15 protein-coding genes are annotated in these 14,217 nt (G+C 71.7%); 6 read left to right on the top strand and 9 right to left on the bottom strand.

Annotated features, from left to right (window positions below; translation table 11 throughout):
* Positions 1-34 precede the first annotated feature (34 nt).
* The 6 genes from BM419_RS26745 to BM419_RS26720 all read right to left on the bottom strand — a co-directional run bounded on the left by BM419_RS26745 (position 35) and on the right by BM419_RS26720 (position 6,419).
* Entirely contained in the window at positions 35-910 is an 876-nt protein-coding gene (locus BM419_RS26745) for a bifunctional helix-turn-helix transcriptional regulator/GNAT family N-acetyltransferase (protein WP_091928210.1), read from the bottom strand.
* A 32-nt stretch (positions 911-942) separates the two neighbouring features.
* A complete protein-coding gene (gene hpnK / locus BM419_RS26740) occupies positions 943-1,785 on the bottom strand; it encodes a hopanoid biosynthesis-associated protein HpnK (protein ID WP_091928209.1) in 843 nt (280 codons plus the stop codon).
* 121 nt (positions 1,786-1,906) lie between these two features.
* Positions 1,907-3,340, bottom strand: a complete 1,434-nt coding sequence (gene hpnJ, locus BM419_RS26735; RefSeq protein ID WP_020095304.1) for a hopanoid biosynthesis associated radical SAM protein HpnJ — start codon at positions 3,338-3,340, stop codon at positions 1,907-1,909.
* 57 nt (positions 3,341-3,397) lie between these two features.
* On the bottom strand, positions 3,398-4,606 hold the full coding sequence (hpnI, locus tag BM419_RS26730; protein WP_091928208.1) for a bacteriohopanetetrol glucosamine biosynthesis glycosyltransferase HpnI: 1,209 nt from the start codon (positions 4,604-4,606) through the stop codon (positions 3,398-3,400).
* Between the two features lie 86 nt (positions 4,607-4,692).
* Positions 4,693-5,316: an MlaC/ttg2D family ABC transporter substrate-binding protein gene (locus tag BM419_RS26725; protein ID WP_091928207.1), complete on the bottom strand. Its 624-nt coding sequence runs from the start codon at positions 5,314-5,316 to the stop codon at positions 4,693-4,695.
* Complete coding sequence (locus tag BM419_RS26720; RefSeq protein WP_091928206.1) at positions 5,307-6,419, bottom strand: flippase-like domain-containing protein; 1,113 nt, start codon at positions 6,417-6,419, stop codon at positions 5,307-5,309. Before BM419_RS26720 ends, BM419_RS26725 begins: the two co-directional genes overlap by 10 nt.
* 210 nt (positions 6,420-6,629) lie before the next feature.
* Between BM419_RS26720 and BM419_RS26715 the strand changes: the two genes are divergently transcribed.
* Positions 6,630-7,805 (top strand): amidinotransferase, encoded by a 1,176-nt coding sequence (locus tag BM419_RS26715; RefSeq protein WP_020095308.1) that lies wholly within the window; start codon positions 6,630-6,632, stop codon positions 7,803-7,805.
* A 75-nt stretch (positions 7,806-7,880) separates the two neighbouring features.
* On the opposite strand, the gene BM419_RS26710 is transcribed toward BM419_RS26715, so the two are convergent.
* Positions 7,881-8,891 carry an alpha/beta fold hydrolase gene (locus tag BM419_RS26710; RefSeq protein WP_091928205.1) on the bottom strand — a complete coding sequence of 337 codons (1,011 nt, stop codon included), beginning with the start codon at positions 8,889-8,891 and terminating at the stop codon, positions 7,881-7,883.
* A 181-nt stretch (positions 8,892-9,072) separates the two neighbouring features.
* Between BM419_RS26710 and BM419_RS26705 the strand changes: the two genes are divergently transcribed.
* Together BM419_RS26705 and kdsA are read left to right on the top strand one after the other, a co-directional pair.
* Positions 9,073-9,561, top strand: coding sequence for a hypothetical protein (locus BM419_RS26705; protein ID WP_091928204.1), 489 nt, complete (start codon positions 9,073-9,075; stop codon positions 9,559-9,561).
* A 10-nt stretch (positions 9,562-9,571) separates the two neighbouring features.
* Positions 9,572-10,426, top strand: a complete 855-nt coding sequence (gene kdsA, locus BM419_RS26700; RefSeq protein WP_091928203.1) for a 3-deoxy-8-phosphooctulonate synthase — start codon at positions 9,572-9,574, stop codon at positions 10,424-10,426.
* A 5-nt stretch (positions 10,427-10,431) separates the two neighbouring features.
* Here kdsA and BM419_RS26695 read toward each other — a convergent pair whose 3' ends face one another.
* On the bottom strand, positions 10,432-11,106 hold the full coding sequence (locus tag BM419_RS26695; RefSeq protein ID WP_091928202.1) for a class I SAM-dependent methyltransferase: 675 nt from the start codon (positions 11,104-11,106) through the stop codon (positions 10,432-10,434).
* 316 nt (positions 11,107-11,422) lie between these two features.
* Between BM419_RS26695 and BM419_RS26690 the strand changes: the two genes are divergently transcribed.
* Positions 11,423-11,761, top strand: coding sequence for a hypothetical protein (locus BM419_RS26690; RefSeq protein ID WP_012317985.1), 339 nt, complete (start codon positions 11,423-11,425; stop codon positions 11,759-11,761).
* A 64-nt stretch (positions 11,762-11,825) separates the two neighbouring features.
* On the opposite strand, the gene queF is transcribed toward BM419_RS26690, so the two are convergent.
* Entirely contained in the window at positions 11,826-12,278 is a 453-nt protein-coding gene (gene queF / locus BM419_RS26685) for a preQ(1) synthase (RefSeq protein WP_091928201.1), read from the bottom strand.
* Positions 12,279-12,473: 195 nt separating this feature from the next.
* Between queF and eno the strand changes: the two genes are divergently transcribed.
* Together eno and BM419_RS26675 are read left to right on the top strand one after the other, a co-directional pair.
* Positions 12,474-13,763 carry a phosphopyruvate hydratase gene (gene eno / locus BM419_RS26680; protein ID WP_012317987.1) on the top strand — a complete coding sequence of 430 codons (1,290 nt, stop codon included), beginning with the start codon at positions 12,474-12,476 and terminating at the stop codon, positions 13,761-13,763.
* Entirely contained in the window at positions 13,760-14,164 is a 405-nt protein-coding gene (locus BM419_RS26675; protein WP_082557964.1) for a DUF3574 domain-containing protein, read from the top strand. The genes eno and BM419_RS26675 overlap by 4 nt, the downstream gene beginning before the upstream one ends.
* The last annotated feature ends 53 nt before the right edge of the window (positions 14,165-14,217 follow it).

Here is a 14,217-nt window from a genome sequence, read left to right as displayed (position 1 = left end):
CGCCGGCCGGTCGCGGCCGGCGCTTCGGAGGGCCTCAGAGGGCCTTCTCGAAGAAGTGGTCCGGATAGGGATCGTCGTTGAAGCGGTCGATCTCCACCCAGCCCGACCGCCGGTAGAGCGCCAGGGCCTCGGGCAGGGCGCTGTTGGTGTCGAGCCGCAGCGTCCGGATCCCGAGGTCGCGGGCGGCGGCCTCGGCCTCCCGCATCAGCCGCTTGGCGAGGCCCAGCCCGCGCGCCGCGGGATCGACCCAGAGCCGCTTGATCTCCGCCACCGCGCCGCCGCCCCCCTTGAGCCCGACGCATCCGACCGGCAGCCCGTCGGCGCACGCGAGCAGGAACACGCCGCGCGGCCGCACCATGGCGGCGGCCTCCGGGTCGCACGACAGGGCGACGTCGAACCCGCCGGCAAACCGGGTCGCGAGCTCGGCGTAGTAGGCGGCGAGGCAGGCGCGGGCGCCCGCGTCGGTCGGGTCGGCCTCCCGGATCGCGATGGCGTCGCGTCCGAGGGCCAGAGCGACCCGGTCCATGGCGTGCAGCAGCGCGTCCACCTGCGGGGCGCGCTCCAGCAGGGCGACGGCGCGGGCATCCGACAGCGCCTCGTAGGCCGCGAACTCGCGCCGCCCGGCCTCGGTCAGGGAGGCGACCCGGCGGCGGGCATCCGCGGGATGCGGCGCGGTCGCGACCAGCCCCTCCTCCTCCAGACTCCGCAGGAGGCGGCTCATCAGGCCGGAATCGAGACCGAGATAGGCGCGGATCTCGCCGATCTCCGCGCGGCCCGCGCCGACGGCGTTCAGGACACGCGCCGCGCCCAGGGGACGGCCGCGACCGAGGAATGAGGAATCGAGCGCGCCGACCTCGGCGGTGACCGCGCGGGCGAAGCGGCGGACGCGGGCGATCTCGGCAGGCTCCATGTTATCTGACTAAAGTCAGATAACGATCCGGGTCAACCGAGGAAGTCGGAGAACCCGCCGCGGACGGCGCCCGACGCGTCGGCGGCCGACCGGGATGCGGGGGCGATCAGGGCGTCGCGCTCGTCGGCGTAGCGGTAGCCCGGCGCCTCGCCGGGGAAGCCGCCGGCGGTGGCCGGATGGGTGTAGAGCTCGGTCAGGCCGTCCGGAAGTTCGGCCAGCAGGGCCGCGACACGGGCGGGCGTCATGGCGCCGGACCACGCGAGGCCGAGGGTGCGGTCGGGGATCAGCAGCCCGGCCTGCCGGGCGCGGACGGCGAGCAGCGCCGCCCAGGGCGCGATGTCGAGGGCGGCTCGCGGCCGCGCGCCGGGCTCGGCGCGGCGCAGGATCTCGCGCGGCTCCCGCGGCACCCGCAGGGCGCGCATCCCGAAGTCGCGGCCGACGCGCAGCACCGCCCCGGCGATCAGCGGGTGGACGTGGAAGTGCTTGTGGGCGTTGACGTGGTCCAGCGGCAGGCCGGTGGCCCGGTAGGCCTCGAACTGAGCCCGGATCTCGGCGGCGAGCTGGCGCCGGGCCGCGGGCCTGCGGGCGAAGTCGAGGCCGAGGCGGGCCATGTCGGCCCGCATCAGGCCGGCCTCGTCCGTCAGGTCGGGAAGCTGTTCCGCCGGCAGGGTCGGCCACGCCTCCACGAGGACGAGGTGCAGCCCGACCCGCAGGGACGGCATCCGCCAGGCCCGCGCCACGGCGTCGGCGGCGGCCGGCGCCGAGACCATCAGGCTCGCCGCCGTGAGGATCCCGTCGCGATGGGCCTGCTCGACGGCCTCGTTGACCTCGGGGCTCAGCCCGAAATCATCCGCGGTGACGACGAGACGCTTCACGGTAACCTCGTAACGGGTGTCGAGAGGGCTCGCCCTCTCGCGGGTCCAGGGCGGAGCCCTGGAAGAGGGGGCGGGCTCCGCCCCGCTCCCCGCCGGGGCCGCAGGCCCCGGACCCCTGACTTCAGGCCGCCTTGGCGGTGCCCTGACGCTCCTTGAGGAAGCGGTAGAACTCGACGCCCTCGCGCAGGCGGCGCTTCATCATGTCGGGCGAGCGCACCATCTCGCTGACGATCGAGGCGATCTTCGGCGCCCGGAAATAGAACTTCTTGTAGAACTCCTCGACCGAGGTGAAGATCTCGGTGTGCGAGAGGTGCGGGTAGTGCAGCGGCGCGACCTGCACGCCGTTCTCGTCGACGAGCTCGGCGTTCTCGATGTCGAGCCAGCCGTTCTCCACCGCCTGCTTGTACAGGAAGGTGCCGGGGTAGGGCGCCGCCAGCGAGACCTGGATCGTGTGCGGGTTGATCCGCTTGGCGAAGTTGATCGTCTCCTGGATCGTCTCCTTCGTCTCGCCCGGCAGGCCGAGGATGAAGGTGCCGTGGATGGCGATGCCGAGGTCGTGGCAATCCTTGGTGAACTTCTCGGCTACCTCGACCCGCATGCCCTTCTTGATGTTGTGCAGGATCTGCTGGTTGCCGGACTCGTAGCCGACCAGCAGCAGGCGCAGACCGTTCTCCTTGAGCACCTTCAGGGTCTCGCGCGGCACGTTCGCCTTGGCGTTGCACGACCACGTGACGCCGAGCTTGCCGAGCTCGCGGGCGATCTCCTCCGCGCGCGGCAGGTTGTCGGTGAAGGTGTCGTCGTCGAAGAAGAACTCCTTGGTCTGCGGGAACTCCTTCAGGCAGTACTTGATCTCCTCGATCACGTGCGCGACCGAGCGGGTGCGGTAGGTGTGGCCGCCGACCGTCTGCGGCCACAGGCAGAAGGTGCAGCGGCTCTTGCAGCCCCGGCCGGAGTAGAACGAGATGTAGGGGTGCTTCAGGTAACCGATGAAGTACTTCTCCATCTCCAGGTCGCGCTTGTAGACGCTGGTGACGAAGGGCAGCTGGTCCATGTCGGTCATGATCTCGCGGTCCTCGTTGTGGACCACGACACCGTTGGCGTCGCGATAGGACAGCCCCTTGATCTCCGACATCGGGACGCCGTCGGCGACCTCCTTGACGGTGAAGTCGAACTCGTTGCGGGCGCAGAAATCGACCACCGGGGCCTGGGCCATCGCGCCGGCGGCGTCGACCGCGACCTTGGCGCCGATCAGGCCGGCGATGAGCTTCGGGTTGGCGGCCTTGAGCGCCTCGATCGTCTTCACGTCGGACTTGAACGACGGCACCGAGGTGTGGAGCACGACGAGGTCGAAGTCGTTGGCCTGGGCCACGATCTCGGCGAGCTTGATGTTGTGCGGCGGCGCGTCGATCAGCTTCGAGTTCGGCACCAGGGCGGCCGGCTGGGCCAGCCAGGTCGGGTACCAGAACGACTTGATCTCGCGCTTGGCCTGGTAACGGGAGCCGGCACCGCCGTCGAAACCGTCGAAGGTGGGGGCCTGGAGGAAGAGCGTGCGCATGGGGTTCAAGGCCTCAGGGCAATGCCGGGGGAGGGGCGGAGGACGAGGGAGCCGGGTTCAGCGGAGCGGCGCGCCGGCATCGCGGCCGAGTTCGGCGTCCGGGATCAGGGTGCCATCCGCAACCACGTGATAATCGTGACCTTTCCATGTCACCGCCCCCGACACGAAGGCCCAGGAGAAGTTCAGGAAGGAGAGGATGTCGCGGATCGGCAACAGTCCGTAGGGGTGCGGGGCGAGGCCGAAGGCCCGCTCCAGCTGCCGGCAGAGCAGGACGCGGCTCGCCAGCGCCGCGGCGGCGACCCAGAGGGCGCCGGTGCCGGCGCCGGGCAGGAGCGCGCCCAGCAGGGCGAGCGGGAAGGCGTGGGTGACGATCGAGCCGGCGTAGCCCGCCGGGTCGACGGTGCGGATCGTTCGGTTCCAGCGCAGCTCGTGCCGCCACAGGCCGGAGAGATCGGTGTCGACGCTGGTGTGGCCGATCGTGAAGCTCGGGATCACCACCCGGCCGCCGAGGCCGCGCAGGGCGGCGCCGATGGCGTAATCGTCCGCGAGATCGTTGCGGAAGGTGCGGAAGCCGCCGACCGCCTCCAGGCTCGCCCGGGTGAAGGCCACGGTGGAGCCGAAGCAGGGCTTCGCCAGACCGAGGCTCAGGCCCATCACGACGTTGGGCAGGAAGTGGGTGTCGATCGCGAGCGTCGAGAGCTGGTCGTACAGGCCCCGGAAGGCCGGGACCCCGTGGTACAGGCAGGTGACGCCGGTGACGCCGTCCTGGGACAGCTCCGCGACGAGGCGCTCGAGGTAGTCGGGCCCCACCACCATGTCGCTGTCGGCCAGCACCACCACGTCGTGGGCGATGGCCTCGGCCATGTTGATCAGGTTCGAGACCTTGCGGTTCGATCCGTGCTGCCGGCCGTCGATCACGAGGTCGATGCGGGCCTCGGGATAGGCCTGCTGCAGGCGCTCGACCACGCCGATCGCGGGATCGGTGGGCTTCTGGACGCCGAACAGGACCTGGACCGGCCCGGCGTAGTCCTGGCGCAGCGCGGTCTCGAGATTCTCGTAGAGATTGGGCTCGAGGCCGCAGAGCGGCTTCAGCACGGTCACGGAGGGCCGCGTCGCGCCGGCGGGCAGCACCGGCGGGCGGCGGCCCGCGTAGCGGCCCGCGCAGATGGCGGCGGCCAACCCGTAGACGCAGCCCGCCGCCGCCAGGATCAGGCAGAGCAGCGAGAGCCACGAGAGGCCGAGCAGCGCCAGGGAGGAGACATCCATCCGGTCGGATCCGTGCGATCGTCCGGCCGCCGAGGCGGCGATGGCCGCGAACGGCCGGTTCAGGTCGGCGCAGGCGCCGGCGCCGCTCAGGGCGTCGGCTTGGCCGCGAGCATGCCGTCGGCCCGCGCCCGGAGGAACTTCACGACGCCGTCGGCGCCCCCGGACTTCAGCGGCGCCGACAGGGCGTTCCGCTGCGCGGCGATCTCGCTGACGTCGCCGTTGAGCAGGACGTCCTGGATGCGGTTGTCGGCGTTGACGACGAAGTCCACGGCAGAATCGTCGCCGTCCGCGGCGGTGACGCGGGTCGGCACCACGCGCTGGGCGCCCCGCTCCTCGACCTTCGGGGTCACGTCGAACTTGCCGCCGGCGGCGCGGGCCAGGCGGTTGGCGTAGGTCACGGTCAGGCTGCGCTTGAAGGCGTCGATCACCGCCGCCTGCTGCTCCGGGGTGAAGCTCGACCATTTCGAGCCCACCGCGACGCGGGTCATGGCGGGGAAGTCGAACGCCTTGTCGAGCGCCGGGCCGACGGCCTCGACCCGGGCCGGCAGGGGGCCGGGCCCGTCCTTCAGCGCGGCCGAGAAGGCGGCGTAGAGGTCGCGCACGGTCTGAACGGCCGGATCGTCCGCGGCCCATGACGGGGCCGGGACGAGCAGGGTCAGAACCAGGGGTGCGGCGATGAGGGCGGCCGCGAGCCGGCGGGTCAGGCGCACTTCTTCAACTCCTCGCCGTCGCCGAGCCGCGCCCCCATGCGCGGCGGAGCGTAGCTGTAGAACGGGCCGAGGGTGGCGGGCTGCGCGACCCTCTTGGCCTTGCGCCCGGCCTCCGGCGCAGGCTCGCGCTCCTCCTCCTCGGGGGCCTCGGACCGGAGCCTGGACTCGATCCGGTGCCAGAGCAGGAGGCTCGGGAGCCCGACGCCGAGATCGGCGAAGCGCTTGACCAGCGACAGGGCGAGCGCCGCCTCGGCCGGGATATTGAACAGGCCGCACAGGGCGATCAGGCCGCCCTCCTGCGCGCCCAGGGCGCCGGGCACCGCGAAGGCCGCGCCGCGCACGGCCTGGGCGAGGCTCTCGATCATGAGCGCCTGCGCGAAGTCGATCGGGTAGCCCATGAACCGCAGGCAGACATAGACCTCGAGCGTGCCGATCACCCAGCCGGCGAGGTGGACCACCAGGGCCAACGCGAAGCGACCGTGGTTGCCGTAGAGCCGGCGCAGGCTGTCGTAGAGCTGGTCGATGGCGCCGAAGGCCCGCCACTCGCGCCCGGAGGCGAAGCGGCTGAGCAGCGCCTGGATCAGGCGGTGACCGGCCTTGCGCTGGATCAGGTAGAAGGCGCCGAGCGCCGGGACCGCCAGGGCCAGCCCGCCCTCGACCGTGTGGGCGATCGGGCCGTCGCCGGAGATCAGGACCAGTAGGGCGAGGCCGGCCACCGTGAACAGGAGCTGCGTCAGCGCCTGGGTCATCAGGTCGACGAACATGCTGGCGCCCGCGAGCGCGCCCGGAACGTCGCGCTTCGACAGGAGGCGGGCGCCGACGAAGTCACCGCCGACGGTGGCGACGGGCAGCAGCGTGTTGATGCCCTCGCGGACGAAGCGGAGCGAGATGCAGTCGGCGAGCTTGGTCGCGCCGGCGGGGAACACGACGTACCAGCCGAGCCCCGCCCAGGCGACGGCCACGAAGCGCGCGAGCACCACCAGGGCGGCGCCCCAGCCGGCGCTCACGACGGCGGCCGACACATCCTCCAGGCCGGAGGACATGAACAGGCCGACGACCGTGCACAGACCGGCGATCGAGGCCAAGGTCGTCAGGCGCTTCATTGTCGTCTTTCAAGCTCGCGTAAGGCTTGATGCGGGAAATCGGTCACGGTCGCGGCAGAAATAGGTCCATCGGCCCGGGAACGTTTCTGTCACGTTGCAGCACGGATTAGCGGTGTCTATCACCCGTTTGACACACCGAGGGCCAAAGCGGCGGCGGGGCGGAGAAGCCCGCGCAGAAGGCCGCGGCACGTCGCAGAAGGGGCACACGTCATGGAGCGCGAATCACCGATCACGGCCCTGGAGGCCGTGACCGACGACACGCATGCGGGCGGCTTTCCGGGCGGGACCGGACCGGGCGTGCCGGCTCCCCAGTCGCCGGTGATGGCCTGGAACGAGTGGGATCCGCTGGAGGAGGTCATCGTCGGCTCGCTCGACGGCGCCACGATCCCGACCCACCACCTGACGGTGATCTTCAACCTGCCGCGCGCCGCGCAGCCGTTCTACCGGCTGGCGAGCGGCTGGAAATATCCGAAGTTCATGAAGAAGCTCGCCCAGGCCGAGCTCGACAACTTCATCACCATCCTGGCCGGCGAGGGCGTGAAGGTCCGTCGCCCCGACGCGGTGGACTTCTCGAAGAAGTTCAAGGCGCCGCGCTGGTCCTCCCGCGGCTTCTGCGTCGCCTGCCCGCGCGACCCGTACCTCGTGATCGGCGACGAGATCATCGAGAGCCCGATGTGCTGGCGCTCGCGCTACTTCGAGGGCGACGCCTACCGGTCGCTGTTCAAGGAGTATTTCCGCGCCGGCGCCCGCTGGACCTCCGCGCCGCGCCCGCAGCTGACCGACGACCTCTACAACTACGATTACCGGGTGCCGAACCTGAAGGCCGGCGAGCCCATGCAGTTCACGGTCAACGAGTTCGAGCCGGTCTTCGACGCCGCCGATTTCGTCCGCTGCGGCCGCGACCTGTTCGTGACCCGCTCGAACGTGACCAACCTGATGGGCATCGAGTGGCTGCGCCGCCACCTCGGCCCGGGCTTCCGCATCCACGAGATCGAGAGCCGCTGCCCGCAGCCGATGCACATCGACTCGTCGTTCATGCCGCTCGCCCCCGGCAAGGTTCTGGTGAACCCGGACTATGTCGACGTCGAGAAGCTCCCGGCCGTGCTCAAGAAGTGGGACGTGCTGGTCGCCCCGCGCCCCGACCCGGTCGAGGGCTTCATGAGCAAGATCTCGATGTGCTCGCCCTGGACCTCGATCAACGTCCTGGCGATCACCGAGAAGAAGATCGTCGTCGACCAGAGCCAGCCGACGCTGATCAAGGCCCTGAAGGACTGGGGCTTCGACCCGATCCCGGCGCCGTTCCTCAGCTACGGCCCGTTCGGCGGCTCGTTCCACTGCGCGACCCTCGACGTCCGCCGCCGGGGCGTGCTGAAGTCCTACTTCTAGGATCAAGGCGCCGGGCACGCCGTCGTCCCGGGGCGCTGCGAGCGCCCCGGGACGACGGAGGACGGCGCGCGGCGCCTAGCGCGCCGCGATCCCGGCGATCAGCGCCGCATTGAACCCCTCCGGGTCCGACATCTGCGGTGCGTGGCCGAGATCCGGGAACTCCACGAGCCGCGCGCCCGGGATGGCCCTGGCGGCCGCCTTGCCGAGCTCGGGATAGTTGCCGAGGCTCGCCCGCACCTCCGGCGGCGCGAGGTCCTTGCCGATCGCCGTGTTGTCCTTCTGGCCGATCAGGAGCAGCGTCGGCACCGCGATCTGCGGGAACCGGTAGACCACCGGCTGGGTGAGGATCATGTCGTAGAGCAGCGCCGAGTCCCAGGCGACCGCCTCCTTGCCGGGGCCGTTGTTGAGGCCCGCGAGCATCGTGACCCAGGGCTCGTAGCGGGGCTCCCAGGCGCCGGCGTAGTAGGTCGCCGTCTCGTAGGCCCGGATCGAGGCCGCCGTCACCTTCAGCTCGCGCTGGTACCACTGCTCCACCGAGGTCGGCGGCACGCCCTTGGCGGCCCAGTCCTCCAGGCCGATCGGGTTGACCAGCACGAGCTGCTCCACCGCCTTCGGGTAGAGCAGGGCGTAGTGGGCGGCCAGCATCCCGCCCGTCGAGTGGCCGACCAGGATCGGCCGCTCGATCCCGAGCTTGTCCAGGAGCGCGCGGGTGTTCTCGGCGAGCTGCCGGAAGGTGAACTGGTAGGCCGCCGGCTTGCTCGACTTGCAGAAGCCGATCTGGTCCGGCGCGATGACCCGGTACCCGGCGGCGCTGAGCGCCCGGATCTGGCTCTCCCAAGTGGCGGCGCAGAAATTCTTGCCGTGCAGCAGAACGGCGGTCCGGCCGTTCGGCGTCGCCGGCCGGACGTCGAGATAGGCCATCTGCAGCGGCTGGCGCTGCGACGTGAACGGGAACCGCTCCACCGGGAACGGGTAGGCGAAGCCCTCGAGTTCGGGCCCGTAGGTCGGCTGCTGGGGCGGCTCTGCGGAAGCGTGCCCGGCCGGCCCCAGGGCCAGCAGGACGGAAGCGAGGAGGGTTCGAAGCATGGCCGCGTCGGAGCCTGATCTGCGAGCGGCGTGCGGCGCCGCGCCGCCCGCTCAGATCGGTCATCCGGCTGTTCCTGTCCACGTCCCGCGGAGCGGCGCGGCTTCGCGCCCGCCGCAGGGCGCGCTATCTCCCGGGCGCGCTATATGCCGGGCGCGACCGTCTCCCGCCGCGGATGTCCCGATGCTGCGCCTCACCACCCTGACCGCCCTCGCCGGCGCGCTCCTCCTCGGGCCGGCCCCGGCCCGGGCGGCGGATGCCTGCGACGTCCTCGCCGCGCGGGTGATCCGCACCACCGGCGCCTCCCTGGCCGGCCGGGCCGGCCCCGTCGCGGTGTTCCGGGCGCAGGATGCCGAGCGGCTGAGCCTCGATTGCCGCGCGCCCGCCCGGATCACCGTGGCCTCCCGCGAGCGCGAGCCGGCGCCGGCCTACTTCGTCCTGATCGGCCGCGCCGCGCAGGCGCTCGCCGGGGCGGACGCCGCCGCGGTCGAGGTGCTGGCGCTCAACCTCCACCAGGCCAGCCTGCTGGTCGATGCCCCGCGCCGGGGCGGTGCCGGCCGGATCCTGATGCTGTGCGAGACCGGCCCGCGCGCGGACGCCCTCCGAGACGACCGCACGGTCTGTCGGGTCGCGCCCCGGCCCGGGCTTTCGCGGATCCGCCGCGCGGGCTAGACCGGCCGGCATGTCGAAGATCAAGACACCCGGCCCCGTCGTCCAAGTTGGCGACGCGCGCTTCGCCAACCATCTGCCGCTGACGCTGATCGCCGGCCCGTGCCAGCTCGAGGGGCGCCAGCACGCCCTGGAGATCGCCGCCGCCCTCAAGGAGATGGCCGCGGGTCTGGGCGTCGGCCTCGTGTTCAAGACCTCCTTCGACAAGGCCAACCGCACCTCGGGCAGCGCCGCCCGGGGCATCGGCCTCGACGGGGCGCTCCCGGTCTTCGCCGAGATCCGCGAGACCCTCGGGCTGCCGGTGCTGACCGACGTGCACGCCGCCGAGCAGTGCGCCCCCGCCGCCGAGGCGGTGGACGTTCTCCAGATCCCCGCTTTCCTGTGCCGCCAGACCGACCTGCTGCTGGCCGCCGCCGCCACCGGCCGGGCGGTCAACATCAAGAAGGGCCAGTTCCTGGCGCCCTGGGACATGAAGCACGTCGCCGCCAAGGTGACGGAGGCGGGCAATCCCAACGTCATCGTCACCGAGCGCGGCGCCTCGTTCGGCTACAACACCCTGGTCTCGGACATGCGCAGCCTGCCGATCATGGCGCAGGTCACGCAGGGCGCGCCGGTGGTGTTCGACGCCACCCACTCGGTGCAGCAGCCCGGTGGGCAGGGGGCGAGCTCCGGCGGCCAGCGGGAATTCGTCGCCGTCCTCGCCCGCGCCGCCGTGGCGGTGGGCGTGGCGGGGGTGTTCATCGAGACCCATCCCGACCCCGACCGGGCGCCCTCCGACGGCCCCAACATGGTGGCGCTGAAGGACATGCCGGCCCTGCTCGAGGAACTCCTCGCCTTCGACCGCCTCGCCAAGCGCCGGGCCGCCTGACCGGCTCAGGCGGCCGCCGGCTCCAGGACGTGGATCCGCAGCGGCTGGACGAGGCCGAACTGCCCGTCGGCCTCGCGCGCGGCGGCCTTGAGGAAGGCCTCCTCGACCACGGAGCGCCGGTCCCGGATGGTCGCCTCGCGCGCCGGGTCCACGGCGCTGACGCGGGCGAGGAAGGCGTCGAGCGAGTCGAAGCGCTCGCGCCGCGCGATCGTCGCGTCGCGGCGGCACGCGTAGGCGCCGCGGGCGAGGGCGGCCGCGATGGCGTCCTGGGCGGCGGCGCGGATCGCGGTCTCGTCCTCGATCGGCCGCAGGGCGTCGAAGAAGCTGCCCTCCGCCAGGGGCTCCACCACGACGAGCAGCCCGCCCGGGGCCAGGACGCGTGCCGCCTCGGCGAGGGCCGCCGCCGAGTCCGGGACGTGGTGGAGGGAATTCAGCATCACGGCGCCGTCGAAGCTGGCGTCCGGGAAGGGCAGGGCCTCGCCGGTCGCGGCCTCGAAGCGCGCCTCCGGCACGGCGGCCCGCGCCCGGGCGAGCGCCGCGGCGCCGGGATCGATCCCGGTGACCCGCGCGCCCGCGTCGACCAGCCGCCGCGCGAGCGTCCCGGCGCCGCACCCGATATCGACGACCCGCTTGCCGGCCAGCGGCGCGAGGCTCTCGCGGATCAGGGTCAGGGCATCCATCGTCGGTCCTCCCGGCAGATCCGTAGCACGCCCGACCCGCGGCGGGGCGGATTTCCATCTCCGGGACCGGTCGTCCGCCGCGCCGGCCCGCCGCGGCGTTTCAGGTGTTCCCGAAGACTCACCGCAAGAGTTCGAGCGGTTCCGGAAGAGCCGTACCCAAGCTTGACCGCACTCGTCGAAGCGGCGGCTACGCTGAACAACGGTTCATAATCCCGACTGGGTGCGGATCCGCACGCAAGTCCGGCGTGAAATCTGGAACTGTCCGGATGCGGCCACGTTATTGGGCATGTTCGATCAGGGATCGAGAAGGAACACTATGCGCAAGATCGGTATCATCGCCACTGCCGCCGCCATGGCTCTCGGCAGTGTTGCCGTCACCACGAGCGCCGAGGCGCGGCCTTACGGCTATCACGGTGGCTACGGCGGCTACGGTCACGGCTACTACCGCGGCCGTCGCGGCATCGGCACCGGCGCCGCCATCGGCCTCGGCATCGCCGGCCTCGCGGCCGGTGCGATCGCCGCGGGCGCGGCCCGCGACAGCTACTACGGCGGCGGCTACGGCTACGCCCCGTCCTACGGCTACGGCTACGCCCCGGTCTACGGCGGCTACGGCTACGCCGCTCCGGGCTACGGCTACTACGGCTACGGCTACTGAGATCGGAGATCCGGGAGGATCGGGGGCGACCGGCGCGAGCCGGTCGCCCTTTTCGTTGGCTCGGTCAGCGTCCGCGATAGGGCGGCACGCCCGGGTCCGGCAGCCACGCGGTCTTCGGCAAGTCGCCCGTCTGCCAGAACACGTCGATCGGGATGCCGCCGCGGGGATACCAGAACCCACCGATTCGCAGGTAGCGCGGTTCCAGCAGGTCGCGGAGCCGCTTGCCGATCGCCACCGTGCAATCCTCGTGGAATGCTCCGTGGTTGCGGAACGCCCCCAGGTAGAGCTTCAGCGACTTCGACTCCACCAGCCAGTCACCGGGCACGTAGTCGATCACCAGGATCGCGAAATCCGGCTGCCCGGTGACCGGGCAGATCGAGGTGAATTCCGGCGCGGTGAAGCGGGCGACATAGTCGGTGTCCGCGTGCGGGTTCGGGACCCGGTCGAGTCGCGCCTCCTCGGGTGAGGTGGGGACGGGCGTCGGCTGGCCGAGCTGGAGGTCGTTGGTGGAGGTCATGGCCGGCCATATAGAGCCTGCCGGCGCCGCGCGCATCCGCCTGATCCGCGACGCTTTCCCGGCAGGACCCGGCTGTGCGCCGTCCCTCCCGGCGCTTGCCGCCGGCCGCGGCTTGACGGATAAGCCGCCGCGATGCGCCGCACCCTCCGATTGGGGCGCGGTCGCCGACCCGCGGCCCCCGCGAGAGGACGTTCCATGACCGCGATCACCAATATCAGCGCCCGCGAGATCCTCGACAGCCGCGGCAACCCCACGGTCGAGGTCGACGTCATCCTGGAGGACGGCTCCTTCGGCCGCGCCGCGGTGCCGTCGGGAGCCTCCACGGGCGCCCACGAGGCGGTGGAGCTGCGCGACGGCGACAAGAACCGCTTCCTCGGCAAGGGCGTCCTGAAGGCGGTCGAGGCGGCCCAGACCGAGATCCTCGACGCGATCGGCGGCATGGAGGCCGAGGACCAGGTCGCGGTCGACGAGGCGATGATCGAGCTCGACGGCACGCCCAACAAGGCCCGCCTCGGCGCCAACGCGATCCTCGGCGTGTCGCTGGCGGTGGCCAAGGCCGCGGCCGAGGCCTCGGGCCTGCCGCTCTACCGCTACGTCGGCGGCGTGCAGGGCCGGGTCCTGCCGGTGCCGATGATGAACATCATCAACGGCGGCGCGCACGCCGACAACCCGATCGACTTCCAGGAATTCATGATCATGCCGGTGGGCGCCGATTCGCTCGCCGAGGCCGTGCGCATGGGCTCCGAGGTGTTCCACACCCTCAAGGGCAAGCTGAAGAAGGCCGGCCACAACACCAACGTCGGCGACGAGGGCGGTTTCGCCCCGAACCTGCCGTCCGCCGAGGCCGCCCTCGATTTCGTGATGGACGCGATCAGCGCCGCCGGCTTCAAGCCGGGCCAGGACATGGCGCTCGCCCTCGACTGCGCCGCCACCGAGTTCTTCAAGGACGGCGCCTACGCGTACGAGGGCGAGGGCAAGACCCGCACCATCGAGGCGCAAGTCGACTACCTCGCGCAGCTCGTCGCCACCTACCCGATCGTCTCGATCGAGGACGGCATGTCGGAGGATGACTGGGCCGGCTGGAAGCTCCTCACCGACAAGATCGGCGACCGCTGCCAGCTCGTGGGCGACGACCTGTTCGTCACCAACGTCGAGCGCCTGTCCCGCGGCATCGCCGAGGGGACGGCCAACTCGATCCTGATCAAGGTCAACCAGATCGGCTCGCTCACCGAGACCCTGGCGGCGGTCGATATGGCCCAGCGCGCCGGCTACACCGCGGTGATGTCGCACCGCTCGGGCGAGACCGAGGACTCGACCATCGCGGATCTCGCGGTTGCGACCAATTGCGGGCAGATCAAGACCGGCTCGCTCGCCCGCTCGGACAGACTGGCCAAGTACAACCAGCTGATCCGCATCGAGGAGGGCCTGGGCCCGCAGGCACTCTACGCCGGCCCGTCGGCGCTCAAGCAGCTCGCCCGCCGCTGATCGGTAAGATCCTGCTGGCCGGCCTGCTCGGTGTCGGGGCGGCCGGCCCGGCCCGCGCGGACCCGCTCTGCGACGGTGCCCGCCCGACGCTCAGCGCGCAGCTGCTGTTCGGCCTGTCGCGGCCGGACGGCGGCCGCGTCTCGGGGGCGGCCTTCGACCGGTTCCTGGCCGAGTGGATCACCCCGCGGTTCCCGGACGGGCTGACCGTGTTCGCCGGCCGGGGCCAGTGGCGCGGGCCGGACGGACGCATCGTCCGCGAGGCCGCCCGCATCGTCCTGATCGTCACCGAACCGACGCCCGAAGCGGTCGCGACCCTGCGTGAGATCCGGGAGGCCTACCGGCGCCGCTTCGTGCAGGGCGCGGTCGGGCTGGTGCTCCAGCGGAGCTGCGCGCTGTTCTGACAACGTCGGCGCGGCGCCTCCCACTTTATTCCGGGGCGCCGCAGGCGAGCCCG

This window comes from Methylobacterium sp. yr668 (assembly GCF_900116245.1).
Classification (GTDB): domain Bacteria; phylum Pseudomonadota; class Alphaproteobacteria; order Rhizobiales; family Beijerinckiaceae; genus Methylobacterium.
Note: the sequence above shows the minus strand (reverse complement) of the source record. Positions and strands in the feature narration are given on the sequence as shown.